We start from the raw sequence: 26,392 nt of genomic DNA, 5'->3' as shown, positions 1-26,392 counted from the left end.
GTGGCCGCTAGATTTGTTCATCACGCAAGAAATATTCAAATTAAACTTGCGACCTCGCATGTTTTTCAGAACAGTTTTTGGAAAATAATGAGGAACATTCAGCAGATGCGGTTGTATTCCTACTAGCAAAATGACCTTCTCCCTATGAAAAAAAATCGTTTTTAGCACCAAGGGGGGAGTCTGTCTATTTTTGGCCATTCTACGCAGAAATTTTTCTTTACTACTCAATTTTCTTGTATCTTTTCTCTATTTTCTTTTAAAAGTTTTATTTTTTTATGTTCAAGGGTCAAAACGAGTCATTTTGACCCTTGGATTGTTCTTTTTCTAAAAGTATGAATAATTCAGGATTTTTAGTAGTGTTTAAATTAACATGGCTCTAAAACATTAACTGTTTCCAAAATGGAAAGAGTTCGTTTTTAGCGCATTAAAATGAACATGACTCTAAAACGGTAGTAAGATCAAACTTCCTTCTTTCATGTTTTGGAAGCATTCAAATCAACATGACTCTAAAACGCTAAAGCTAACTCAAATTCGGTAAACGAGGTTTTGGAAGCATTCAAATCAACATGACTCTAAAACGGCGCAGAAGATTGACGGCATCGCGGTCCAGTTTTGGAAGCATTCAAATCAACATGACTCTAAAACCCGTTTTGATGAAAAGACATATAGTATTCGGTTTTGGAAGCATTCAAATCAACATGACTCTAAAACTGCTAGTATGATTATAACCACTCAACTATAGTTTTGGAAGCATTCAAATCAACATGACTCTAAAACCTCGTAGATTTTTTTGAGATTTCGTAATCGCATCATTCGCCCATAGCAAAGCTTCAGATTTTCTGCTTCCTTTTCATAAAATAATATAATTGTTATTTAATTTTCAAAGAACATCAATTTATATTATTACTCCTCTGGAACAAACAAAAAATAATCTTTATCTAGCGCATATTGTCTAAAATCATAAACGCTTTTCGGTTCAATAAATAACACATCGACGTTTAATAAAGAAATAAAATCCAACAACTCGCTTACTTCTGCTTTTGAAAAATAGGAGCATACGTTAATAAAAACTAATAATGTTTTTTTGTATAAATATTTATATACCTGGACAATCTCAAGGCTTTTTTCAAATAAAGTTTTATAACTTGTTTGCACTTTAACCTCGTACATTTTAAAAAAGTTATACATCGTTAAATCTGAACAACTTAAGTTTAACTCATGATTAAGTAATTCCATAGATAGAATTTCATTTAATTGTAACGAAATTTGCTCAATTTCTGATTTTAGTTGTGGATTATCATTAATTTGCTTTTCTAAATCACTATAAATTGATTTTAACATACTAGAAGAATTAAAAGTATAATTCATGATATCTGTTATGACCATCAACTGACTTTCTTTAATTTTTATAAATTTATTATTATAAAACTTTATCTCTCCATCTTCTTCATATTCAAATATACTTTGCGCTACTTTTGAAAATATATTCGGATCTTCTAATACTAGAATTGTTCCTTTATTCAAAGAAACAGATTGATCTAGTAATTCAAAATTAAGATTCATCATCCATCTCCTCTCCTAAAAAAATAATTCTTTTATCTGAATTAGCAATACAATCATCTCTTACACCATTTAAATAAATCATTCGAGCAAATTGTTTCTCAGTTACTGTTAATAATGTAATATTGCCCTTTTTAGGATTATTTCCATTTAGACGGTCTATCATCGCTTTATTCGCACTATCATTCAGTAATAGCTTACTGTAAACCGAGAATTGATGCATAATAAAGCCTTCGCTTAGTAAAAAACGTCGAAATTTTCGATATGCTTTTCTTTCGTCAGCAGTTTCAGTCGGCATATCAAACATTAATAACATTCTCATGTATCGATAACTCATAGCCTAAAAATAGGTATTCTTTCTTTTTCATTATTTAAAGCTTTTATTACTTTTTTGGTATAGTCGCTGACAATATTTGTTAAATACATTTCTTTTTTTCCATAAATATATCGATTATCGAATAATGAAAACAATGCACGCTTCATTATTGTAAAGGATTTATTCTTATTATCATAAATAATTTGATCTACTAATGGTCGAAATGGTTCCATAATATCACTAGCAAAATTAAACTCATTGAATTGATTGGCATGTTTCAATCCAAGTTGTGTCACACAACCTGTTCGAACGATTTCTCTAGCAAACATGCTTAGAATCAACGTGTAACCATAATTTAATCCTGCATTAATATCATTTTGATGTTCTCTAGAAAAATCGTTACCAAACAACGTATTAAAATATATTCTAGCAGCATGCCCTTCTCGATTCGTCGGGTCATAAAGTTCTAATTCTTCATGTAAAACAACTAAAGAATAAGCTTTTTCATCGAATACTCTTTGGTTTAAATGTAATCTTTGATTGGTTATTTTTTGAGAAATGATTTCTGTCCAAACAAACATTTTTCGATCTTGGGGCCAAGAAATCTGTCGTGATAGTTGTAAACTACTATCATGTTTGGCATAAAAAGGCAATAACTTTCCGATGGGCAAACGTTTATCGTCACAAAATAAAATTAAAATGTTTTCATCAATTAATCGTTTAATTAGCATCGTTGTAATTGTGATGTCCGTTGTCTCTAACAATAATACATCGATTTCAGACAAATGAATTTGTACCGTTTCAGCAGCATTTTTAAAAATTAAATGATTGTTTAAATAAGATAATTTAGAGTGTGTGTTTACAACTACTGTTCGCCATCCCATAATTATTCTCCTAACTTTATTCTCGTTTCATAAAGCCCGGTAATTGACTGATAGATAACATCTGCTTGCCAGAGTTCACTTATATTGTTATAACGACTTCTTGAAATATTCTCTCCGAAAAACTTGAAATCAGCTGGTGCGCCTCTAAAGGTAAACGTCAACAAATTGATCATCGACTCAGCAATTATTTTAGGGTCGCTATTTTTATTTTTCTCATAAAGTACTTTTATTTTTTGTAAATTTTTATCTGCTAGTATATACTCTTGTGAAAAATCCACAATATAGGTTAACACATCTGCAAATTGTGTCACGTGTTCGTTTACATAATCGTAACTTGTTTTACTGGCTATCTCATCATAATGCTTTGCGTGATAAAGAAGGGTTGTTAAATGAGCAGGCAATACGAATTGATTGGCTTTTTGTGCTTCCGACCCACCCGATAAAAACCTTCTTCGCCCATTGTCAAATGAGTACAATGAAAATTTTGGTAAAATTGCCTTTACTTTTGGATTTCGGTATCCCTTACTCATTAAGTAATCTGTAGAATTTTTTTCAAAAGCCACTTGATCCATTATCGGAATTCCAATAATTATTTTAGTTGGTTTATTATTTTTCCCTTTTTCATAAGTAAATGCAACGTTATAAGCAAATGTCGGTGTGTTGAAACCTCCATATTTTAGTGGATCTAAATTATTTTTCCGACGAATCAATTTCTTGGATTCACCTTTCGGCAAAATTGTTTCATTTGAAAAACTTCCCTTTTGGACTTCTACTTTTTTGACAATATTCATTTGATTGTAACTTAAAACTTGTTTAATTTTAGCTAAATCTTTTTCTTTATTCCACAGAATTTCACCATTTTGATTAACAATTGGGGTATTACTTGTAAAAAATCGCATAATGTTAGAATAAAATTCTTTTTTTGCTGTTGCCTTATTTTCTCGGTGAGAATTAAAATGTTGGTATTCACCATAAACTAGTTCGGGTTTTAATTTAGGATAAACTGCTAGTAATGTTTTAGCAACAACTGCGTTTAAATACGCGTCATGCGCATGATGATAGTCATTTACTTCTCGAACTTTATGAATAGAAAAGTCTTTTCTAAAACGACTAACTAATGAAGATTTTAAGGTAACAATCCCGACTGAGCGAGCAACTTCATTCTCTTGGTTCACTTTTTTATTAAAGCGGGCATCTAATATTTGTGCGACGTGTTTCGTAATTTGTCTTGTTTCAACTAACTGACGTTTAATAAAGTTTGCTTTATCGTCTTCAGTTAATCCTCCTCTCAAACTTTTTGTTAAATTATCATACTTCCGCTGACTAATTAATTTAGATTCTTTTAGTTTTTTCCAGTAAGGCTCCATCTTTTTAACAACATCAATACTTGGTACATCATCTAATTTCCCTCTATTTAAAGTCGAGCTCACTAAAACCATATTATCCAAAGAGTTATCTGTAATAAAACTTTGTGGAATAATGTGGTCTATATCGTACGATGAGAGAAAATGAATATCTAAATCATCACCGGTATACATATCTTTACCATTTTGTAAATAATATAAATATAAACGATCCGTTTGTAAGTCTTTAGCGTCAACTGGATATTGTTTTAAAAGACTACTTCCTAATTCTTTAATTGCTTCTTCTAAATTTTTCAAACGAGTTTTTGCGTTTGCTTTTCCTTGTTGGGTTGTTTGATTTTCTCGAGCCATCTCTATCACGATATTTTCAGGAAGGTACCCCATAATTGCAATGATTTCATCTACTATTTTAATGCTTTGTAAAATTCCCTTTTTTATTGCTGGACTTCCAGGTAATTCTCTTACAATTTCTACTAAATCGGTCTCTATCTCAATTTTTTGTGCTCCTTGTATAATTTCCTTAAATGATAAATCATCATCGTTAATCAATTGCATAAAATTACGATTTCTATTGTTACTTACATCATCATCATTTATTAAATAATCTAAAATTGTTTTGTTGGTACGTTTATCTCGGATACCATAAATTAATTTAGCTGAAAGTCGTCCCCATCCCGTATATTTTTTTCTTGATAATTCTTTAATAATATTTGGAGAAAGTCGTTCTTTATATTTTTCTAATTGCTTTGAAATCATTTTACGGTCTTCAAATATTGTTATTATTTTTATTATTTCTTCTAGTAATTCTACATTTGAATTATCTTCGAGGATTGCTTCCATTCCATTAACTTTCTTCAAATCATGATAAGTTCCATAATTCGCATTAAACGATTCTTCAATACCATTGATTGTTGGATTTTGAAGATGATACTCATTTTTTAAAAAGTTTTGTAGTTTAACTTTCGTTATTTTTCTTTCAACTTTAAATAATTTATTGAAAATGGCTTCTTTTTCAAAACTAGAAAAGTTATTTACTTTCCCTTGATCATCAATATAAGTAACTTTTGTTAATTCATTAAAAATCATATATTTTTGATAAATCAAGCTATTTTTTGGTAACACCTTTTCCTTTGGTAAATAAGTATCGCGATTCGTCATTCTTTCAATAAATGCAGTTGCCGAAGCTTCATAATCTACTACTTTTTTTATATTCAAAGGGGTAATTTCATCCTCTGTTTTTCGAACAAGCCAAGAAAAATCGCTTTGGTTGTTTTTATCCAACGGCCCAATATAATACGGAATACGAAATTTAAATAACTCTATAATTTCTTGTTTATTTTTAGCCAACAATGGATAGTGCTGGGCTTGATTCGTCAAAATTGCCTCTAGCTCCGATTGATGTATTTGTCTAGGTATCACGCCGTTATCAAAAGTACGTTGCTTTCTTAAAAAATCTTCTTGCTCTATTTTTTGAATAAAATATTCAGACTGAGGTTGATTAATCAAAAGTTTTTTTAAATAGTCATAAAAATCACTTTGTTTAGTTTTACCATCAATATAACCAGCATAACCATTCTTTTCTTTATCTGAAAAGATATTGTAATACTCATCAGGTAAATAAATTTTTATCCATTTTTTTAATTTTTGCAAATCTACTTGGTGGTTCTCATACCGATCAATCATCGATGCAGATAATTTTGCATTTGTTCCTTTATCTTCAACCGTTAAAATTCCACCTAATACAATTGCATCATATAAGTTTTTTGCGTCAGAAAAGATTTCCAAGTATTCTTCGCCAATTATTTCTAACAACTCAGCAATATCTTCCTCATAAGATTCTTTTGGAATTTCTAGATCAAATTTATCAGTTAAATCAAAAATCTTCTTAAAATTGACTTTTAAACCGAAGATTAACTTTAAATATTGTCCAAAAACACCGTTATTTTTTTCACCTGGAAACAAGGCTAAGACTGCCTCTACTTTTCTTGTGCGTGATATTTTTTCTTTTGTAATATTTTCAATAGAAATATTATCATTTAGCGCACCAATTAAACTACCATCACCTTGGAAACAAAATACTTTATTATATGTTTGGATGAAGGTGGAGAATAATTCGTCAATCGAATGCGATGAATCTGCTAAGTTACCCTCAATTAAAAAATGACCTCTAAATTTAAGTATGTGCGCACAAGCTAAATAAACCAAACGCAAGTCTGCCTTTTCATCGATATCAACTAACTTCTTCCTTAAGTGATAAATTGTAGGATAATTATGATTATAAATTACTTCTTCCTCTACCGTTCCAAAAATAGGATACTTAGAGTTTCGTTTTTCATCCTCTACTAAAAAACTATCTTCTAACCGATGGAAAAAGTTTGAATCTGTTTCATTCATTTCTTCAGAAAAAAGGGATTGCAATTTTTCTAATCGGTTGTGACGCCTTTCGTATCTTCTTCGCGTCGTTCTTTTTAGCCTCCGCGCTTCAGCTGTTGTACCTTCTTCAAATAACCTTACTCCCCAAAAGTTTTTCTTCATTGTCTTTTTAGGCGTATTACCAAAAACTTTCATTTTCTTTGATACAAGATTATAGTCATCATAGACTACTGCATACCCTACCGAGTTTGTCCCAATATCAAGTCCTATCGTGTAATTTTTCTTCATTGCAATCCTCCTATTTTCATTTAATATATATAACGCTTGCATTTTTAATGGTATCTGTTAAAATGAATTTGTTGGTAGCATTCAAATCAACATGGCAAGTTAAAATAAGGTTAATCCGTAATCAACTTTTTAAGTGGCACTGTCTCGGTGCTTTTTTTTCGTTCTTTTTTACACTCTTTTGTTGAAGCGCTTACTTATTGATAAAATTATAACATATATTCTTTTTAATTGAATCTTTTTCACATTTATTCATACAAAAAGCCCTTGTTACTACAAATTTTTGTAATAACAAGGGCTTTTAACTGTCTTATTTAACAGCGTCTTTCAATGCTTTACCTGGTTTGAATGCAGGTACTTTGCTTGCAGGAATTTGAATCTCTTCACCAGTTTGAGGGTTACGTCCTTTACGTTCTGCGCGAGTACGTACTTCGAAGTTACCAAAACCGATCAATTGAACTTTTTCACCGTTAGCTAAAGCTTCTTGAATTGTTGAAAATACAGCATCAACTGCTGCAGTTGCATCTTTTTTAGTTAAGCTAGTCGCTGCTGCAACTTTCTCGATTAATTCTGCTTTGTTTGCCATGGATGGTTTCACCTCCTGAATTATGTTTTGATGTCTCACATCATTACAAAAATTGAGTGGTCCAATTTTTGTAATAAATATTGACTGAACCCAGCAATATTCTGATATAACGTTATCACATGAACCTTATAATATCAAGGGTTTTCGCTATTTTTGCACTTTTTTTTTCGATTTAATTATTTCCTTTGTCAAAGCGTAAAAAGTATGGTAAAATCTATTATTTTCTTCTACGTGGAATAATTCGAATTGGTGTTCCTTCAAATGTAAAAGCGTTACGAATTTGATTTTCTAAGAAGCGCGAATAAGAAAAGTGCATTAACTCTTCTTCATTCACAAAAATGACAAAGGTTGGCGGTTTTACAGCTACTTGAGTGGCATAAAAAATCTTCAAACGACGGCCTTTATCTGTTGGAGTAGGGTTAATTGCCACTGCATCCATAATCACATCATTTAAGAGGGCTGAAGGAATACGCATATTTTGATTCATGCTAACTTCTTCAATTATTTCAGGTAACTTATTTAAGCGTTGTTTAGTGAGCGCTGAAACAAAGATAATTGGAGCATAATCTAAATACTGGAACTCATCTCGGATTTCTTCTTCAAATTCCTTCATCGTATTCGTATCTTTTTTAACCATATCCCACTTGTTTACGACAATAACCATCCCACGACCTGCTTCATGGGCATAGCCTGCAATTCTTTTATCTTGTTCACGAATCCCTTCTTCGCCGTTAATTACAAATAAAACGACATCTGAACGTTCAATTGCACGCATCGCACGCATCACGCTGTATTTTTCGGTACTCTCATAGACTTTCCCGCGTTTACGCATTCCAGCAGTGTCAATCATGGTAAATTTCTGACCACTTTCGCTAACAAACTGAGTGTCAATCGCATCACGTGTCGTACCTTCAATATCAGATACAATGACTCTTTCTTCACCTAAAATCGCATTAATTAAAGAAGATTTTCCGACGTTTGGACGACCAATTAAACTAAATTTAATAACGCCTTCTTCTTCTGGTTCGATTTCGGTACTAAAATGCTTCACTGCTTCATCTAAAACATCCCCTAGACCTAACCCGTGACTTCCAGAGACTGGATACGGTTCGCCTAAACCAAGTGAATAAAACTCATAAATTTCTGCCCGCATTTCTGGGTTATCAACTTTGTTTACTGCTAGGATGACCGGTTTTTTACTTCTGTGTAAAATACGGGCAACTAATTCATCAGCGTCGGTAATTCCTTCTTGGCCACTGCCGACAAAAATGATCACGTCTGCTTCTTCAATCGCAATTTCTGCTTGGTGCTTAATTTGCTCCATGAATGGCTCATCGCCTAAATCAATTCCACCTGTGTCAATAATACTAAATTCCTTGCCTAACCACTCACCAGTGGCATAAATACGGTCTCGGGTTACGCCAGGTGTATCTTCGACGATCGAAATTCGTTCACCAGCAATTCGATTGAATAAGGTCGATTTCCCTACGTTTGGACGTCCGACGATTGCAATTGTTGGATTTGCCATAATTTTCCTCCATTGTACTTTTGTACTTTTATTTTCGATTTACTGTTTGATTATTAGTCTTCACTAGTTTTACAAACTTTCAACTTACCTAGTTTAACGAATCAAAAGCTATCTTGCAAGTTTTTCGCCAAAAAGCTTCTGAAAAAAATAAATATAATGTGCAATTAATCACAATATATCTTGAATAATATCTTTTTCTACCGATATATAAACTATAACTATTATTTATAATTTCACACCAAAAGGAGTCGACAAATTATAAATCGAGTTATTTAAATCTAAAATGAGGTGTAAAAATGGGAAAAATCTTTGTGTTCAAAAGTGTAAAAGCCAAAATGTTGATGGGTTTTTCAATTGTCTTATCTTTAATTTTCTTTATCTCAGCTTACATATTTTTTATATTGTCAGCAAGCAATGGTACCGTCAATAATGTTTTAAATAAGGAGCTCCCCTTATTAATTGCAGATGAGCAGTTGGTTATTAATCTTCATAGTCGGGTGAGTTCTGCACGTGCCTATGTGTTATCAAACAACCCCAAAGACAAAGAACAATTTATGCTCGATTCAGAAGCTGCAGAAGTGATTCAAAATCAAATTTCAGCTTTAAATACTTCTGAAGAATTCACAAAATTAAAAGAAGATACAATTGATTGGCGAAACGCCGTTATCAATCAAGTTTTTTCAGAAATGAATAACAATAACGTCACCTTAGCAAGCGAGAATTTACTAAAATTAGAAACACAAGTCCAAGATTTAATTACGCGCTACAATGACACCGCGGTTAACCGTGAAAACCATATTATCGACTTAGAAAAAAATATTTTACGCGATGGAAAAACAACTTTAATTGTCATGAGCACGACTAGTATCATCGTTATTATTTTGGGAATTGGCGTAGCTCTTCTAACTGCTCGCTCAATTGTAACGCCTTTGCAAGTCGTTACCAAACGAATGGGATTCATCGCACAAGGGAAACTAAATCTTCCTGAATTAGAAAATCCTTATAGAGATGAAATTGGTCAGTTGATCGACTCGACCAATCAAATGACTGCTTCGACGCGCCATTTATTAAACGAAATCAATCAAGTCTCTCATACCGTTACCCATCAAAGTGATGATCTGACTCACTCTTCTATAGAAGTAACACAAGCTAGTGAACAAGTAGCTACTATAACAGAAGAATTAGCCTCAGGCGCTGAACTACTGGCGCGCAATGCATCAAATTTAACGAATACGATGCTTTCGTTTACAGAAAAAATTAACGAAGCCAATACAGAAGGTCAATACATCCAAAATTCATTCCATGAAATTCTTACTTTAACGCAACAAGGGATTGACTTGATGAACGCTTCGACAAAACAAATGAGTTTTATTGACGAAGTCGTACACGCATCAGTAGATAGAGTAAGCAAACTAAATAAAGACACGGAAGAAATCTCACAACTTGTTTCCGTTATTCAAGAAGTCGCTACCCAAACAAACTTACTAGCGTTAAATGCAGCGATTGAAGCAGCTCGAGCAGGAGAACATGGGAAAGGTTTTGCTGTGGTCGCAGAAGAAGTGCGCAGTTTAGCAGAACAATCGTCTAAACATGTCGTTAATATTACTGAAATTGTTGGACGAATTCAAAACGAGACGAGCAATGTTTCTGATTCCTTAAAAGAAAGTTATACTGAAGTTGAAAACGGTTCAAATCAAATCCAGTCAACCAATCAAACTTTTTCATATATTACGCAAGCTGTGACAGAAATGGTTGAAAGAATTAATCACGTTTCAGACAACCTTACAAATATTTCAAACGATACTTCTATTATTAATGAATCGGTTGAAGAAATTGCGGCGACTGCACAAGAGTCAGCAGCAAGTGTTGAGGAAACTTCTGCTTCAACAGAACAAACAAACGCTGCTATGCAAGAAGTTGCGGCAAGCTCTGAAGAACTTGCGAAATTGGCAGAACAGCTAAACGCTCTCGTTAATCAATTTGAAATTGCATAGAAAAAGACGACTGAGAAATCAGTCGTCCTTTTTTTATTCTTGTTCTTTTAATAAATCGCCTAAAATATCGCCCATTGTAAAACCTGTTGATTCTTCAGGCATTACAAAAGTTTCTTCGACTTCTTTAACCACTTCTGCTTCAGGTTTTTCTTCTAAAGCTTTAATACTTAAAGCAATACGGTGTTCTGTAGGATTCACCTCTAGAACCTTCACTTTAACTTGATCGCCTTCTTGCAGCACTTCATGTGGTGTCGCGATATGTTTGTGAGAAATTTGTGAAATATGAACTAACCCTTCAACACCTGGGAATACTTCGACAAATGCGCCAAAACTCGTTAGGCGTTTGACCGTGCCATCTAAAACTGAATCAACAGCTGCTTTTTCTTCAATATTTGTCCACGGTCCAGGCAATGTATCTTTAATAGATAAAGAAACACGCTCTGTCGTCGGATCAACAGATAAAATCGCAACTTGAACTTTATCACCAACTTTTAAGACATCGCTTGGTTTTGCAATATGCGCATGTGAAATTTCTGATACGTGCACAAGGCCGTCCACGCCGCCTAAATCAACGAATGCGCCAAAGTCAGTTAAACGAGCAACGGTTCCCTCTACTTGATCGCCTTCTTTAAGCGTAGCAAGTAAAGCATCACGTTTTTCAAGTTTTTCAGCTTCAACCACTGCTTTATGAGATAAAATTAAACGATTTTCTGAAGGTTCGATTTCAACAATTTTGAAGGTCATTGTTTTGCCTTTATAACTTTCGAAATCTTCTACGAAATGGTCTTCAACCATTGATGCTGGGACAAAGCCACGAACGCCACAGTCAACAACTAAACCACCTTTTACAACATTCGTTACAGGTGCTTCAATAATTTTACCTGCATGGAAGTCTTTTTCGATGTCTTCCCAAACTTTTTTCGCATCTAAGCGACGTTTTGAAAGTAGGTAGCTTCCATTTTCTTTGTCTTTACCGATGGTGGTAATTACTACTAAATCAAGGATATCACCAATTTTTACCAATTCGCTAATTTCTTCTACTGGTAAAGTTGATAATTCTTTTGCTGGAACAACACCTTCTACACCAGCTCCTTCAATTCCCACGATGACTTGCTTGTCTTCAATTGCTAAAACTTCTCCTTTAACAATATCGCCAACATTCACCTCTTTGAAATTGCTTAAAGCAGCTTCCATTGTTTCGTTCCCTAATTCTACGTGCTCTTTGTCAAATTCTGTCATGACGAGTGTCCTCCTCTACCCAACATTCATTTATTAACAACTACTATTACTAGTTTATGCTATTCTAATGAAAAAATAAAGCGATTTCTCATATTTTCATTAAAAAAGCCTGTTTTCCTATAAAATACTAGGAGAAACAAGGCTTTTTTTATTTGACTATGCAAGATTCTTTATTTTTTCGGATACAATTTGTTTGATACATTGAACGACTTCGGTAATTGATAAACCGGTCGTATCCACTTTGATTGCATCTTGCGCTTGTTTCAAAGGCGAAACAACGCGTGTTGAATCTAAATAATCGCGTTGTTCGATTTCTTTTTTTAATGTTTCAAAATCTGTTCTTATTCCTTTTGAAAGGTTTTCTTTGTAGCGGCGTTCTGCTCTTTCATCAACACTAGCTACTAAAAAGATCTTTACTTCAGCAGTTGGTAAAACGGCTGTACCAATGTCGCGGCCATCCATCACAACGCCACCATTTTCAGCAATTTTTTGTTGCATCTCAACTAGTTTATGTCGAACTTTTGCCCAAGCAGAAACTTCTGAAACGCCATTTGTAACGTCTGGTTGGCGAATGGCTTGTGTCACTTCTTCTTCGCCTGCAAATACCTTCTGACCAGATGCTGTTTGCTCAAAGGTAATTGGATAGGTATTAATTAAATCAACTAAACCTGCTTCATCTGAAAAAGCAATCTTTTTTTGAATAGCTAAATAAGTAATGGTCCGGTACATTGAACCGGTATCGGTATAAATATAGCCATAGTCATTCGCTAAGATCTTAGCGACAGTGCTTTTGCCTGATGAAGCCGGGCCATCGATTGCGATGTTTACTTTTTGCATGGTGGTTCCCCTTATCTAACTTAATCTCTTTACGTGAAAAAAAACCGCCGAAACGGTTTTTTAGCGAATTCTTACACTTTGACCCGGGTCAAAATGGAAATTGTTCTCGTTCATACCATTTAAACGATATAATTCTTCTACTGAGATCCCCGCACGACTAGCGATTGCATTGGGACCTTCACCAGCAAGAACTTCAATATATTCAGCAGTGTCGTTATTTTCTGTTGGGCTTTGATTGTTTTGGTTTGCGTCAACATTTTGCGGCTCTGTTGATTCCTCAAATTCCGGCTCACTTACTGATGCTGAACTTTCTTCAGCTGTTGAATGACTCTCTGAAGACTCTGTTGAACTTGATTCAATGGTACTGCTAATTGTTGTTGTTGGAGTTGTTTCTTTTGGTGTCACTGGTTTGTTTTTTTGGAATAGAACCCAGGCACCGGCACTAATCGGGATCGCAGCAATTAAGAAAATTAAAATTAACACCGTTGTTAAAAACTTTGTGTTGCTTTTCTTTTTATTTCTTTTCCCTGAGCGAGTGTATTCTTCACCCTCATCATAAATTGGCTGTTCCCATGGTTCATTTACTTCATTTTGGTCTTGATAATCTTTATTTCTTCTGCTCAAAATTCAAACCTCCTAGTATTCCTTCAGTAGCATTATACCACAGGAAACTTGCTTATGTCTTAATATTTTACTAAGGTTTTTCAGTCTGAAAACATTTTTTTCAAAATCTTTTGCCAATTTTCTAGATTTTTTTCATTCTTCTTTTCTTTAATTGGCATATCTGGTAAATTCGCCTGATGATAATCACAACAGTTGGCTTCTTCTTCGACGATTTCCCCTAAGCAATTCATTAAATATTGGCGGCGGCAAGTTGAACAGGTGACGTAATCGTGCATCTGTTTTAATTTAGAAGCTTTTAATGATTCGTTTTCCTTTAGTGTTTTTAAAAAGACTTCTGAGCCTTCTAGTAACGCTTGTTGGTGCCATTTTTTTGACAAATCATCGCCCAATTCGATTTGATCGTCTGCCAGTTTCATTTCAAGCATTTGGCGATTTTCTCGATTCATTTGTTGAAAATAATAATGAACTTTTTCATCACCTGCTTGATAAAGTAAAATCGCATAGCTTTGTAATTGGTCTCGTCCTGCTCGCCCGATTTCTTGTAAATAATTTTCAATCGTATCAGATAAGTCATAATGAATCACGTAGCGAACGTCTTTTTTATCAATGCCCATTCCAAAAGCATTGGTCGCAATTAAAAATTGGAGCTTGCCACTTTGAAATTGGTATTGTAACATGGAGCGTTGCTGATAGTTCAGTCCACCATGATAGTAAGCGACCGTATATTGCTCTTTTAAGAGTTGATAGAGTTCTTCGACTTGTTTTCGAGTCGCACAATAAATAATTGTCGCACCTGTAATTTTAGGTAATAATGCTTGAAGCGTTACTTTTTTATTCGTCGTTTCTTTCACAAAAAGGGCGATATTTTTTCGATTCGCAGATTCACGAAAGATTGCATGTGTCGGGTGTAAAAGTTGTTGCTTTATATCTTTTTCGACTTCCTCTGTAGCGGTTGCGGTTAGAGCTAAAGTTAATGGGTTACCCAAAATCTGCTTTGCTTGCTGAATATTTCGATATTCTGGTCGAAAATCAATTCCCCATTGTGAAATACAGTGGGCTTCATCTACGACTAGTAGTGCAAGCTTGGTTTGTTTTAAAGCAGCTAAAACAGCGGGTTGTTGCAACATTTCTGGACTTATAAATAAAAACTTATAATAAGCCAGGTAATCAAGGACATATTGTTTTTCAAAACTATTTAAAGTGGAATTTAAAGCCGTCACCTTTTTCTCGCCATTTTTTTGTAAAGAACGAACTTGGTCTTCCATTAAAGAAATTAAAGGAGAAATCACAACAACTAAACCTGGCGTTAAATAACCCATTAGCTGATAGCATAAACTTTTCCCTGTGCCCGTTGGTAAAATTCCAAATGTGTCATGTCCTTGAAGGAGCGATTCAATAATTTCTTTTTGATTCGGGCGGAAAGTCTCATAGCCAAAATATTTTTTTAATGCTTTTTCTAACATACTTTCCCTCGTTTCATTTGAATTTGATACAATCGTAATTCAAAAAATGAAATATTTTCTGATAAGGCGAGTTCTTTATACGCATATTCCCAAGAATTTTCCGGTAAATTAGCTAGCAATTGATAGGCAGTAGGCGTTAAGAATTGCGAGTAAGGAAACGTTTCATCCATGAGTGCCCACTCTAACAAGTGGTCGTTTAATGTGCTTTGCTTTATTTGACGTTGTTGACCGATTTGCTCAAGGGTTAACCCTTTTTTGTATAGGCGTTTTGTTTGTAACGCACTTTGGTTTTTATTCTCTTGTAAAATTGGGGCAATAAATTGAGCCATTAAGAAAGTTGGCTGGTTTTCTAGTACTTTAAAAAATGGATGAAGCCTCGCTGAAATTGCTAAGCGCGTCCAAGGCTGCCCCTGTTGTTCTTCAGGGAGCAATTGAAAAAAGACTGCGCCACTCGTTTGATAACCATTAAAGCTCCGTGCGATAAAATTGGCCGTATCATTGGGTAATTCGCTTAAAAGCATTTGAAGTTCTTCATAGATTGTCTGACGCAAATTACTATGGTGTTGTTTTACAAAAAAACGCGTACGATTTAAGTAATAGGGCGAATTTTCTAAAGGGAGGTACGCTTTACTCTTGCCATAGTAGGACGCTACTTGAACTAAAAATTGGATTAAACGCCAAGTCTGCGCTTCTTTTTTTCCATAATTAAAATAATCGATTTGATCAAAAAAAAGAATTTCTGATTGGTCTACTTCTAATTGGGCACGGTAACGCAATTCACCACTTTGTATTTTTTCAAGTTTCCCTTGAATCATTAGTTGCTCTAAAATTCGCCTATAATCCTCTTCTTTCAATTCAGGAAAGCTACCAAAAACAGGCAGTAGATCATTAAAAAAGGCATAACTTAAAATCGAAGTGCTTCGGCGACCAACGAGGATATGATACGTGGTCGTTGGCTTTAACTTGTGCTTTCGTTGAAATAAAGCTAAAATAATTGTATCCATCAAATCCTCCTATGAGAAAGTAGTGATTTTTTTGACTCAACTTTGTAAAATTGTTCCCGAACGTTGTATTGCATGTGGACTTTGCAATGTCTATGCTCCCCAAATTTTTGATTACGATGAAGAAGGAATTGTTTTATTTACCCAAAATAAAAAGGCTCATCAACAGTTTATTCAAAATGAGCAAAAAGAACAAGTCTTGCTTGCCTATAAAAAGTGTCCAACGCGGGCTATTTTATTAGAAGACCTTTCTTCTTAAGATACGAAAATACTTGATTTTTTGATCAATAGATTTTAATTTATTAAACAAAAAATAGCCTCTTTCATTTGAAGGAGGCTATTTTTTACTGTCTGATTAAAATGTTTGGTGATGACTAATTTGTTTTTTTCTAGCTAACCATGGAAGTAGTTTTGCGTGTAAAACAAGGAAAACAGCACTGACCAAGGTCCCTTTTAATAAGTTAAATGGTAAAATCCCAATAACAACATAATTTGCTAGTGACATACCTAAAAATTGGTCTGCTGTCACGCCAAAAAAGGTTAGATATAGCGGTGTAATCACAAAGTAGTTGGCAATCGCCATTACAATACTCATCGCTAAAACACCGTTAATTATTCCAAAAATTTTATTTGTTTTTCCGTGGTCTTTACGGAAAAAATAATAAATTGGTAAGGTAAAAGTAGTAGTTGCTATAAAACTTGCAACGTCCCCAACTAAGTTTTGTGGGGAAAGTCCCGTTAAAGTAGTGTGCAAAAGCGAACGTAAAAAGGCTGTTGCAACGCCGGCGAAAGGACCAAATAAAAACATGCTCAGTAAAACAGGGATATCGCTGAAATCAACCTTTAAAAAAGGAAAGAGTGGTAAAATTGGAAAGGAAACAAATTGCATAACCAGCCCCATTGCAGCAAACATCGAGATTGAAACCATTTTTTGTACTTTGTTGTTCATTGTAAAATCCTCCTAGTGTTTAGGAATCATCTTCATGAGGATTTGTTTTGCTTAACATTCGTCTTAGCCTCGTTTTGAATAAAAAACATTCAAAAAAAGTACCCTATTTCTCCACAGGGAAAAATAGGGTACTTGGTTAACAAAAATTAAGCAACTCAAATACGCCCTATCTTCTTCCATCCAGACTATACTGTCGGTATCGGAATTGCACCGATTCAACTTTTATTCCAAGGAACAAAAGGTCGTGGACTATTACCACCGGTCGGGAATTACACCCTGCCCTGAAGACGAACCTTATATTTTTTTTACAACCTTATTATAACTGCTTTTGTGAAAAAAGCAACTAATTTGTTTTATTTATTTTTTCTTAACTTTTTTTGCTAGTTCTAAAAGTTGACTAACTTCTTTTTTATTCAGCTCTCGATATTCGCCTGGTCGAAGTCCTGCTAAAGTTAAATGACCATATTTTTCACGTTTTAATTTCTGAACAGGAAGGCCGACTGCTTGTAACATATTTTTAACTTGGTGGTTTTTCCCTTCATGAATCGTTAACTCGACAATGCTTGTTTGTGATTTAGCGTCATTAGATAAGATATTGAATTTAGCGGGTGCCATTTTCACTCCTTCATGACGAATTCCTCGGGTAAGTGGTAACAGCTGCTTATTTTCAGCTTTTCCTTTGACTTTAGCTACATAAACTTTATCGACTTCATATTTGGGATGCGTCAATTTTTGCGAAAAATTGCCATCATTTGTTAACAGTAATAATCCCGAAGTATCATAATCCAGACGTCCAACTGGGTAAATTCGTTTCGTCACATTTGGGAAATAATCGATGACAACTTTGCGGTTCTTATCATCAGATACTGCTGAAATAACCCCGCGTGGTTTGTAAAATAAATAATAAACAGGTTCTTCTTGGTAAATCGGTACATTATCGACTTCAATTTGATCTTTTTCACTGACTTGTGTACCTAATTGTTGAATGACTTGCCCATTGACTTTTACTCGACCAGCTAAAATATATTCTTCGGCTTTGCGTCTAGAGGCGATACCTGCGTGCGCAATCACTTTTTGTAATCTTTCCATTTATGAGATTCCTCAATTCTTTCTTGTATTATCATTCTTCGATTTGATTCAAACGATCAAAGAATAAATCAGTTGGTAAATCATCGGTTAAATCGGCTTCCATTTGTTGAATATCGGGTAATTCTTCCAACGATTTTAAACCAAAATAATCCATAAAATAAGGCGTTGTACGGTATAAAATCGGGCGTCCCGGTCCTTCTACGCGACCGCCTTCTTCAATTAACTGCAATGCACTAAGTCGTTGCAGTGCACCTGACGCCTTAACGCCGCGAATTTCTTCAATTTCAATCCGTGTGATTGGTTGTTTGTATGCAACAATTGCTAATGTCTCAATGGCTGCTTGAGAGAGCCGATTAGACATCGGCGACTGAGCATAACGTTTTAACAAAGGCGCACAATCCTTTTTGGTTGTCAAAATAAACTGATTGCCGACTTCAAGAATTTGTAAAGCACGTGTCTCGTCTTCGTGGTAACTTTGATTTAGTTCTTGAATTAAGGGATAAACTTGAGCCGTTGGTAACTCGAGTAAGTAACCTAGTTCTTCAAGCATCACTCCTTCACTTCCGACTACAAATAAAACGGCCTCTAATTCACTAATTTTTTTCATCTAAACACCTACTTTATAAAGCATCATTTCATGTTGGTTATCGATTTGTTCAACTCTTATTTCTTGTTTTTTCATTAATTCAAGTAAAGCTAAAAAAGTGAGAACTATTTCTGTTTTTGTATAATGAATAAGTAACTTTGATAACGGTAAGCCTTGGTCTTTGCTGATGTGGGCCAGTGTTTTTTTTACCCATTGCATTTTTTCTTCAATGGTAGTCTCTTCTGCTGTAATGGTTGTTTGGCTTGGTTGCGCAAATTTTCTTTTTTCTAATAGCGAATGAAAAGCTAAAAATAAATCAATCGTTGTTAGTTGATTTTCTTTTAAGGTGGGGATTTCTTCACTTTTATACGCCTCTACATTCATAGGCTCTTTTGAATAATAATTTTGACGTTCTTCGGCTTTTTCAACTAAACAATCCGCCGCATACTTGTATTTTCGATACTCCAATAGTTGTGTAACTAGCGCTTCTCGAGGATCTTCTTCGTATGCCTCTTCTAGATCATCGTATTCAAAATCATTCGTCGGTAGGAGCATTTGACTTTTAATTGCCATTAGCGTTGCTGCCATCACTAAATATTCCCCCGCCAAGCTAAGCTCAAACTCTTTCATCGCACGAATATAGTGCATGTATTGATCCGTCACTTGTGCAATCGGTATATCATAGATGTCTAATTCTAGTTTTTGAATTAAGTGTAGCAGTAAGTCTAGTGGCCCCTCAAAAACAGCTAATTTGATTTGGATTTCTTGCATAAATTCTCCTTTAATTCTAAGCTCTTGGAAAATATTGTTTGTATACATCCGTCATACGCTTTTTGGTAATATGTGTATAAATTTGAGTTGTAGAAATATCAGCATGGCCTAATAACTCTTGGACCGTTCTTAAGTCCGCACCATTTTCTAGTAAATGGGTCGCAAAGCTGTGACGCAACGTATGAGGGGTAACATTTTTATTGATCCCCGCTAGCTGTACTAATGCTTTTAGATTTTTCCAAATGCCTTGGCGAGTCAAGCCTTTCCCTCGTTGATTCACAAACAAATGGGTTTCCCCAGGCTGTTTTGCGACTAGTAACGGTCTGGCTTCTTCTAAATAGCATTCTAACCATTGAATCGCTAAATCACCTAAAGGCACAATTCTTTCTTTATCGCCTTTTCCAATTGTTTGTAACAATCCCATACTTAAATGCAAATCTTTTAATTCTAAGCTAATTAACTCACTTACCCTCAATCCCGTTGCATATAAAACTTCTAAAATTGCTCGATCACGAATTCCGAGTATTTCTTGTGTATTTGGTGTTTCGATCAAGCGTTCCACTTCTTTTAAACTTAACGTATCTGGTAGCCGCTGTGATTTTTTAGGCATTTCGATATGTTGCATCGGATTATGATCTGTAAAACGTTCTTGTCGCAAAAATTGATGAAATTGGCGTAAACTTGTAATCATTCGTGTAATCGTTGCTGAAGATTTCTTTTCATCTTTTAATTCTTGTAAAAAATCAAGAACTGTTAAGCGTTCCACGGCTTGCCAAGTGGTCACCTTTTGTTTTGTTAAAAAAACCAAATACCGTTCTAAATCTCTTTGATAATTGCTTCGCGTGTTTTCTGCTAATCCACGCTCAATTGTTACATAGTGTAAGTAGTCGGTAATTTCTTCTTTCATCTAATCCCCCACTTCTAGCACCTTATCATACCAAATTTTACAGCGTTCGAACAGTTCCGAACACTAAAAAAACCAAATTGACTTTACTTAGCCAATTCGGTTTTTCCATTTTTTTGACATTCTTGGCAAATTCCATGGAAAGTCAAGCGATGATCCTTCACCAAAAAATGGTACTTCGATTCAACAATCCTTCAACTTCACCTAGCAGATCTTCTTCAATTTCTTCAATACAGCCACAATCTAAGCACAATAAATGATGATGAAAATGTGTTGCCCCTTCTTTGCGTAAGTCATATCGGGCAACGCCGTCATCAAAGCTAATTTTGTCAACAATTTTAATATCGGTCAAAATCTCAAGTGTTCGATAAACCGTTGCTAACCCAATATCTGCATTTTTTTGTTTTACAAAAAAATAAATTTCTTCTGCGGATAAATGATCTTTTTCATTTTCTAATAAGACCAAAAGTGTGACTTCCCTTTGCGGGGTTAGTTTAAATCCAGATTCATGGAGTTGTTTTTTCGTTTTTTTCAACGCTTCTTGAATGTTCATTTTCCCCCACCTTTTTATAATAATTCTAAACTAGCTTTTTTCTACTTAAGAACTATTATAAAGTAGATAGGCTAATTTAACAAGTTAGTCGTTTGTCTTTTTTATCAAACGAGTGATGCCATCTTTTTGCTCAATCAAACGTTGCTTCATCAAATTCCCAAGAGCTCGTTTAAATTGACCTTTGCTAATGCCAAACATTTGTTCAATTTCAGCTGGTGTTGATTTATCTGTGTAGGCCATTTCATTTTGGGGTGCTCGGTTTAAAAAGGCTAAAATCATCGCGGCATCGTCTCCAATTGCTTCATGCGCACGAGGTTTTAAAGAAACATTTAAAACACCATCTGGGCGAACACCTATTACGCGACCGGTTACTTTCTCTCCTAAACGCGGCTCTTGATAACGTTCTGATGGATGCACAAAAGCAATATAATGGTCCTCTGTTAATAAATAACTACCTGCTAATTTCAAACGAAAGGCTGTTCCAGAAATATCTTTGTTTAACAATGCTTCATTCCCAGGTTTGCTCAAGGCTTTAAAGTATTTCTCGTCGGCAATGGTTCCCCATAGTCGGTCTTTTTCATCGACTTTTAAAGCAATCATTAGTTGATCGCCTTTTTTTGGCCATAATTCACGCATAATAGGTAATTCATCAAGGGAAACAGCAACATCTTTATCTGGTAACCCTATATTAACAAAGACACCTAAATCTCTTCTTGTATCCGTCACTTCTCCAAATGCATAGTGGTCTTTGCGACTTTGCGGGAAATTGGTGGTCATACGAAATTCTTGTTTTTGATTTTGATAACCAAAACCTTCAACCATCTCTCCTACTGCGTGGGTCCCTTCTGTTTTATCTAACTTAAAAGTAATGCCATTTTTTTGCACAAAATAGGCTTGGTCATTTTCATCAATGATCATTCCTTTAAAAATAGATGCAATTAATTCATTCATTTACATTCCTCTTTCTTTTCTCGTTTTACCAAATAAGGCGGATAATGGCAATCGCAATAATCCCCGTTGTGACAATTTTCATTAAATCTTTTGTATAATAGCCAACGAACGCCGTTGGAACACAAGCCAATGTTTCTTGTATTTTTAATTTTGGTAGTGCTTGATTTTCTGTATAAAGCAAGCTTTGCATAAGTAACGCCGCTAAGATGCATAGTGGCAAATAGTCCAAAAATTGACGAAACTTTGGCGAAAAATTGACTTTACGTAAAAAAGCAAATGGTAAAATTCTAGGAAACCAAGTCACTAAACCACTTGCTACAATTAATAATAAATAACTTTTATCAGACATTACTCAGCCCTCCTACGATAGACCCAAGCAAAGTAGCACCAATCACAGCAACTTCAGGTGTCGTCCACCACGTTAGAAGATAAACACTCACTAAAACGGTGGTTAAAACTAAGAGTGTTTTTTTTGTTTGGCGTTTCATTTCGACTTCGGCTTGAAATAAGAAAAGGCCTAAAAACATTGCAACTAAAGCAAAATCTAAACCAAATGTCTCAGGATTCGTTACAAACCGACCAAAAACGCCTCCTAAAACGGTGGCTACAATCCATACTAGATAAGCCAGTAAATTTAACCCATTCATCCAAGCCAAGCTAATTGGACGATTTTGTCGTAAGTAAGTTGTGAGTACACCGTAAGATTCATCGGTTAGCAAGGTACCAACACCAATATTACCTAACAATGAATACTTTTGAAAATAGGGTGAGACGGATAAACTCATGAGTAAATGTCGTAAATTAACAAAAAAAACAGTAGCAACAATGGATGAAAAAGGGGCTTGAATTGCTAACATCCCACAGATGATAAATTGCGCGCTTCCTGCATAAACAATCAAAGACATCAAAAAGATTTGCCAAACAGATAGCCCAATCCCTTTTCCTACTACTCCCATCGCAAAGCCTATCCCTAAATAACCAAAGATCGTTGGTACACACGCGCGTACGCCATCCATAAAGGTTGGCTGTTTTTCAATCTTTTCCAATAAAAAACCCCCTTATTTTCTGATAGTTTATTGAAACTATCATACCGAAAATAAGGGCGACACTCAAGTTTTATTCTTAACCATTACCATTTCCTTTATAAAAGCCGGTCTTGGCGTTGACTGTCACTAAATAATAGGGCATTTCACTTTGTGGTATCCCTTTTAATAAACTCGATTGATTACTTGTTGCGTATAAATGATAGTAACCTTCACCATTTTCAATTCGAACAGGCTCTAAAATAAAACCACCTGCAACAACATATCCTTTATTTATGACCGAAGTAATAAACGCATCATACACACCTGGTGCCCATTGCCAAGCTGGATTATTGCCATCCGCTAAGTCACTTGGACGAGTAGAAATAATTGGTTGATGGTTACGATTGGTCGGTGTATTCGGGCTTAGTATTTCTTGCCCTTCATTTTGGGTAAGAGCTAGACTTGCTTGTTGTTGTGCGGCAGCTGCTTCTTCCTCTGCTTTCTTTTGTGCAGCGAGTTGTTTTTCTTTTTCGGCTGCCTCATAAGCAGTAAGCGCCTCTTCTACTGGCTGTAACTCTACCAACAAGGCTTCTTTCATCGGGCTTTCAAATAGTTGCTCGACTTCTTTTTGCGCGCTTACCAGTGTTTCTTTGTTGAACTGATCGGTTAACTGACCTTCTTTGACTGTTTCGCTTATTCTTTCGACGGCATCCCGCGCACTTTGTACTTGTTGATACTCAATTTTTGCTCGTTGCAATGCTTCATTGACTAATTCTGCAAAGGGCGTTGTTTCGTTTAATAAACTTGTAACAACTGGGGTTTCATCTTTTATGTGAACATCCTTCATTAACTCGTCACCCACAACGATTGGTTGCGTAAAGTATTGGTTTACCGTTTCAATCAGGGTCGCTTTTTGATAGGTAGTTGCACTCAGATTTTCTAAAGCGGGATAAGCTTCTTCTGTTTGATATTTTTTTAATGCTTGCCTGATTTCTTTGACTTCACTTGATGTGACACCAGGTTTTAAAAACTCTTGTTTATTATCTAAAAAGAGTTGGTTCAGTTGCGTTTCTAGCTCGCCAAGTTCTTCTTTTGTTTGTAAAGCAATCGCTTGTGCTGCTTGGGCTTTGGCTTGATAATCCGAGTATAGCCACCAACTACCGGCTGCCAAAAGGACACCTGCGATACCAATAATGTAAAAAGGCTTTTTACTTTTAGAAGGCGGCAATTTTTTTATTGCTGCTGGTTCGGTAAATTTTGTTTGCATTTGTGTTTCTTCTGTTACTTGTTCGGATTGTTCGATTTTTTGCTCATGTTGCTTAATCAAGGCCACTGCTTTTTCCGCTTCACTTAACTCAGAGGCAGTGTCATTTATTCTTTCCTTTGGTAGTGCTTCTTCAAGTGATACTTGGCGTTGGTTTAAAGCAAGAGCTTCATCTACCACTTCTTCAACAGTCTCTTTCGCAACGGCTGTACTTGAAAGATTCGCTTGACTGGCGACTTCGGCAGACTCACTAACAACGAATTCTTCAGGCGTAATTTGTGCTTCATCGGCAACTAAATGATCACTTGTTTGTTCATCAGCTACTTCATTTACCTGCGCTACAACATCTTCTTCTACTAAGTTTTCGATTTCTAACGCTTCAAAAGAACGGACATTTGGCTCATCTGCTTCAGGCATGGTCTCTTTTTGTTGCTGACTTTCAATTGCTGCAATTAACTCCTCTTCGTCAGCCCCTTCTTTGTGACGACGAATATACGCAGATAAAATCGGATTCTCTTCAAATGGTTCTTCGATTGCTTCTTTCATAATTGGTTCAATCGGCTTGCCTTTTTCTTTGATGAAAATAGAGGATTCAATCTCTTTTGTTGGCATGTCATCTTCCATCGTCTCATGAAAATGTTCGATAACGGAACCTAAAGGAACTTCTTCAAAATTTGACCAATTGATATCATCGTTCGTCATTTCTACGTGATTATTCTCTTCTTGACTATCAGTTTCTTGTTTTAAATTTTCTTTGTTTAATTCTGACCCACAATTCGGACAAACAAGTTGATCTTGGATGGGCTCAAAATCACAATAAGGACATTTTTTTATCACTAATTTGACTCCTTTATGTTTCTAAAGTTCAATCTACCACAATTTAAAAGGTTTACCAAGCAAAATTCGATTACGTTTTTATTAAAATTATTTATTTTTATACAACGACGAACCAAATCGCTGTTTATTTCACAAAAAATGCTCTCATTTGGTTTAATTTAGAAGTGCTTATTTCTAATGCTAACAAGAAATTTATTATCCTTTGCCGTTGACTTCGTTAAAAGCATCGAACGCTTTCATTCTCGGGCTCAAAAAAGAAAACGACTCAAAAAAGTCGCTTTCCTCATTTTATTCTAAAAAGTCTTTTAATTGTTTTGAGCGAGATGGGTGGCGCAATTTACGTAACGCTTTGGCTTCGATTTGACGAATCCGTTCACGCGTCACACCAAAAACTTTCCCTACTTCTTCTAATGTTCTTGTTCTACCGTCGTCAATCCCAAAACGTAAACGTAAAACATTTTCTTCACGATCGGTTAAAGTATCTAAGACATCTTCTAATTGTTCTTTTAACAACTCATAAGCAGCATGTTCTGCAGGGCTTGTCGCGTCCTGGTCTTCGATGAAATCTCCTAAATGAGAATCATCTTCTTCACCAATTGGCGTTTCCAAAGAGACCGGCTCTTGTGCAATTTTTAAAATCTCACGAACTTTTTCAGTTGGTAAGTCCATCTCTGCTCCAATTTCTTCAGGCGTTGGTTCGCGTCCTAAGTCTTGTAGCAATTGACGTTGAATCCGAATTAATTTATTAATTGTTTCTACCATATGCACTGGGATACGAATCGTTCTAGCCTGGTCAGCAATCGCACGCGTAATCGCTTGACGAATCCACCATGTCGCATACGTTGAAAACTTGAACCCTTTACGGTAATCAAATTTTTCAACAGCTTTCATTAATCCCATATTTCCTTCTTGAATTAAATCTAAAAATTGCATGCCACGACCAACATATCTTTTAGCAATACTTACTACTAAACGCAAGTTCGCTTCAGCTAAGCGCTGTTTAGCTTCTTGATCGCCTTCTTCAATCTTTAAAGCTAGCGCCACTTCTTCTTCCGCATTCAATAAAGCCACACGTCCGATTTCTTTTAAGTACATGCGAACAGGATCATTGATTTTCACGCCGGTTGGTGCAGATAAATCTTCATGGGCTGCACTTTCTTTTGCCTCTTTTTCGTCTTTTTTCAAGCTAAAGACAGAAGGCTCCCCTTTTTCATCGACGACACTGATACCAGCGTCTTCAATTTTTTGAATTAGTTTTTCCATCGCTTCTGCATCTAAAGCATAAGGCGTTGCTAATTGGTTCGATAATTCATCATAAATAATTTGACCTTTGATTTTGTTTTCTCTAATAAACTCCGCCACTGCTTTATCATAAGGTAATTTTGTTTCTTCTGACATGAGAGAGATCC

Annotated in this window: 23 protein-coding genes, 1 pseudogene, 1 CRISPR repeat array and 1 riboswitch; of the genes and pseudogenes, 2 read left to right on the top strand and 22 right to left on the bottom strand. The window is 35.2% G+C overall.

From position 1 onward, the window contains the following. Positions 1 to 412: 412 nt before the first annotated feature. Positions 413 to 777: direct repeats of the CRISPR family, unit length 36 nt; unit sequence GTTTTGGAAGCATTCAAATCAACATGACTCTAAAAC. Positions 778 to 903: 126 nt separating this feature from the next. From csn2 to der, 6 genes are all read right to left on the bottom strand, one after another. Further along, entirely contained in the window at positions 904 to 1,566 is a 663-nt protein-coding gene (gene csn2 / locus JOD14_RS07635) for a type II-A CRISPR-associated protein Csn2 (RefSeq protein ID WP_204654236.1), read from the bottom strand. Continuing rightward, complete coding sequence (gene cas2 / locus JOD14_RS07630; protein WP_204654235.1) at positions 1,553 to 1,897, bottom strand: CRISPR-associated endonuclease Cas2; 345 nt, start codon at positions 1,895 to 1,897, stop codon at positions 1,553 to 1,555. Before cas2 ends, csn2 begins: the two co-directional genes overlap by 14 nt. Next, complete coding sequence (gene cas1 / locus JOD14_RS07625) at positions 1,894 to 2,760, bottom strand: type II CRISPR-associated endonuclease Cas1 (protein WP_204654234.1); 867 nt, start codon at positions 2,758 to 2,760, stop codon at positions 1,894 to 1,896. The genes cas2 and cas1 overlap by 4 nt, the downstream gene beginning before the upstream one ends. Before the next feature lie 2 nt (positions 2,761 to 2,762). Then, positions 2,763 to 6,785, bottom strand: coding sequence for a type II CRISPR RNA-guided endonuclease Cas9 (gene cas9 / locus JOD14_RS07620; RefSeq protein ID WP_204654233.1), 4,023 nt, complete (start codon positions 6,783 to 6,785; stop codon positions 2,763 to 2,765). A gap of 307 nt (positions 6,786 to 7,092) precedes the next feature. Then, on the bottom strand, positions 7,093 to 7,368 hold the full coding sequence (locus JOD14_RS07615; RefSeq protein ID WP_204654232.1) for an HU family DNA-binding protein: 276 nt from the start codon (positions 7,366 to 7,368) through the stop codon (positions 7,093 to 7,095). A 217-nt stretch (positions 7,369 to 7,585) separates the two neighbouring features. Next, positions 7,586 to 8,896, bottom strand: a complete 1,311-nt coding sequence (gene der / locus JOD14_RS07610; protein WP_204654231.1) for a ribosome biogenesis GTPase Der — start codon at positions 8,894 to 8,896, stop codon at positions 7,586 to 7,588. Positions 8,897 to 9,192: 296 nt separating this feature from the next. Here der and JOD14_RS07605 point away from each other — a divergent pair, with 296 nt between their 5' ends. Further along, on the top strand, positions 9,193 to 10,890 hold the full coding sequence (locus JOD14_RS07605; RefSeq protein ID WP_204654230.1) for a methyl-accepting chemotaxis protein: 1,698 nt from the start codon (positions 9,193 to 9,195) through the stop codon (positions 10,888 to 10,890). Between the two features lie 33 nt (positions 10,891 to 10,923). Here the strand turns inward: JOD14_RS07605 and rpsA are convergent, their stop codons facing one another. From rpsA to JOD14_RS07580, 5 genes are all read right to left on the bottom strand, one after another. Further along, positions 10,924 to 12,129 (bottom strand): 30S ribosomal protein S1, encoded by a 1,206-nt coding sequence (gene rpsA, locus JOD14_RS07600; protein WP_204654229.1) that lies wholly within the window; start codon positions 12,127 to 12,129, stop codon positions 10,924 to 10,926. 156 nt (positions 12,130 to 12,285) lie between these two features. Further along, positions 12,286 to 12,966: a (d)CMP kinase gene (cmk, locus tag JOD14_RS07595; protein WP_204654228.1), complete on the bottom strand. Its 681-nt coding sequence runs from the start codon at positions 12,964 to 12,966 to the stop codon at positions 12,286 to 12,288. 60 nt (positions 12,967 to 13,026) lie between these two features. Then, complete coding sequence (locus JOD14_RS07590; protein WP_204654227.1) at positions 13,027 to 13,590, bottom strand: SAG1386/EF1546 family surface-associated protein; 564 nt, start codon at positions 13,588 to 13,590, stop codon at positions 13,027 to 13,029. Between the two features lie 80 nt (positions 13,591 to 13,670). Further along, entirely contained in the window at positions 13,671 to 15,053 is a 1,383-nt protein-coding gene (locus JOD14_RS07585; protein WP_204654226.1) for a RecQ family ATP-dependent DNA helicase, read from the bottom strand. Beyond that, positions 15,047 to 16,057 carry a helix-turn-helix domain-containing protein gene (locus JOD14_RS07580; RefSeq protein ID WP_204654225.1) on the bottom strand — a complete coding sequence of 337 codons (1,011 nt, stop codon included), beginning with the start codon at positions 16,055 to 16,057 and terminating at the stop codon, positions 15,047 to 15,049. The genes JOD14_RS07585 and JOD14_RS07580 overlap by 7 nt, the downstream gene beginning before the upstream one ends. A gap of 31 nt (positions 16,058 to 16,088) precedes the next feature. On the opposite strand from JOD14_RS07580, the gene JOD14_RS07575 reads away from it, so the two are divergent. Continuing rightward, positions 16,089 to 16,313, top strand: coding sequence for a ferredoxin (locus tag JOD14_RS07575; protein WP_204654224.1), 225 nt, complete (start codon positions 16,089 to 16,091; stop codon positions 16,311 to 16,313). 96 nt (positions 16,314 to 16,409) lie between these two features. Here JOD14_RS07575 and JOD14_RS07570 read toward each other — a convergent pair whose 3' ends face one another. From JOD14_RS07570 to rpoD, 11 genes and pseudogenes are all read right to left on the bottom strand, one after another. Further along, positions 16,410 to 17,003, bottom strand: coding sequence for an ECF transporter S component (locus tag JOD14_RS07570; protein WP_204654223.1), 594 nt, complete (start codon positions 17,001 to 17,003; stop codon positions 16,410 to 16,412). Positions 17,004 to 17,167: 164 nt separating this feature from the next. Continuing rightward, a riboswitch (FMN riboswitch) is annotated at positions 17,168 to 17,296 on the bottom strand. Positions 17,297 to 17,360: 64 nt separating this feature from the next. After that, positions 17,361 to 18,092 (bottom strand): pseudouridine synthase, encoded by a 732-nt coding sequence (locus JOD14_RS07565; RefSeq protein ID WP_204654222.1) that lies wholly within the window; start codon positions 18,090 to 18,092, stop codon positions 17,361 to 17,363. A 31-nt stretch (positions 18,093 to 18,123) separates the two neighbouring features. Next, positions 18,124 to 18,699: an SMC-Scp complex subunit ScpB gene (gene scpB, locus JOD14_RS07560; RefSeq protein ID WP_204654221.1), complete on the bottom strand. Its 576-nt coding sequence runs from the start codon at positions 18,697 to 18,699 to the stop codon at positions 18,124 to 18,126. Then, complete coding sequence (locus tag JOD14_RS07555) at positions 18,700 to 19,449, bottom strand: segregation/condensation protein A (RefSeq protein WP_204654220.1); 750 nt, start codon at positions 19,447 to 19,449, stop codon at positions 18,700 to 18,702. A gap of 16 nt (positions 19,450 to 19,465) precedes the next feature. After that, complete coding sequence (gene xerD, locus JOD14_RS07550) at positions 19,466 to 20,356, bottom strand: site-specific tyrosine recombinase XerD (RefSeq protein WP_204654219.1); 891 nt, start codon at positions 20,354 to 20,356, stop codon at positions 19,466 to 19,468. A gap of 83 nt (positions 20,357 to 20,439) precedes the next feature. Further along, positions 20,440 to 20,906, bottom strand: a pseudogene (fur, locus tag JOD14_RS07545) (ferric iron uptake transcriptional regulator). Between the two features lie 84 nt (positions 20,907 to 20,990). Continuing rightward, complete coding sequence (locus tag JOD14_RS07540) at positions 20,991 to 21,857, bottom strand: CvfB family protein (protein WP_204654218.1); 867 nt, start codon at positions 21,855 to 21,857, stop codon at positions 20,991 to 20,993. 25 nt (positions 21,858 to 21,882) lie between these two features. Further along, positions 21,883 to 22,206 carry an AzlD domain-containing protein gene (locus tag JOD14_RS07535; RefSeq protein WP_204654217.1) on the bottom strand — a complete coding sequence of 108 codons (324 nt, stop codon included), beginning with the start codon at positions 22,204 to 22,206 and terminating at the stop codon, positions 21,883 to 21,885. Beyond that, entirely contained in the window at positions 22,199 to 22,903 is a 705-nt protein-coding gene (locus JOD14_RS07530; RefSeq protein WP_204654216.1) for an AzlC family ABC transporter permease, read from the bottom strand. Before JOD14_RS07530 ends, JOD14_RS07535 begins: the two co-directional genes overlap by 8 nt. 76 nt (positions 22,904 to 22,979) lie before the next feature. Further along, the gene (locus JOD14_RS13550) at positions 22,980 to 24,983 is read right to left on the bottom strand and encodes a cell division site-positioning protein MapZ family protein (RefSeq protein ID WP_204654215.1); all 2,004 of its coding nucleotides are present in this window, start codon (positions 24,981 to 24,983) and stop codon (positions 22,980 to 22,982) included. 288 nt (positions 24,984 to 25,271) lie between these two features. Next, positions 25,272 to 26,381, bottom strand: a complete 1,110-nt coding sequence (rpoD, locus tag JOD14_RS07520) for an RNA polymerase sigma factor RpoD (protein ID WP_204654214.1) — start codon at positions 26,379 to 26,381, stop codon at positions 25,272 to 25,274. Positions 26,382 to 26,392 lie beyond the last annotated feature (11 nt).

The sequence above is a fragment of the Enterococcus lemanii genome (assembly GCF_016909125.1).
Taxonomy (GTDB): Bacteria; Bacillota; Bacilli; order Lactobacillales; family Enterococcaceae; genus Enterococcus_I; species Enterococcus_I lemanii.
The sequence above is the reverse complement of the archived record's forward strand: the minus strand, read 5'-3'. Positions and strand labels throughout refer to the sequence as shown.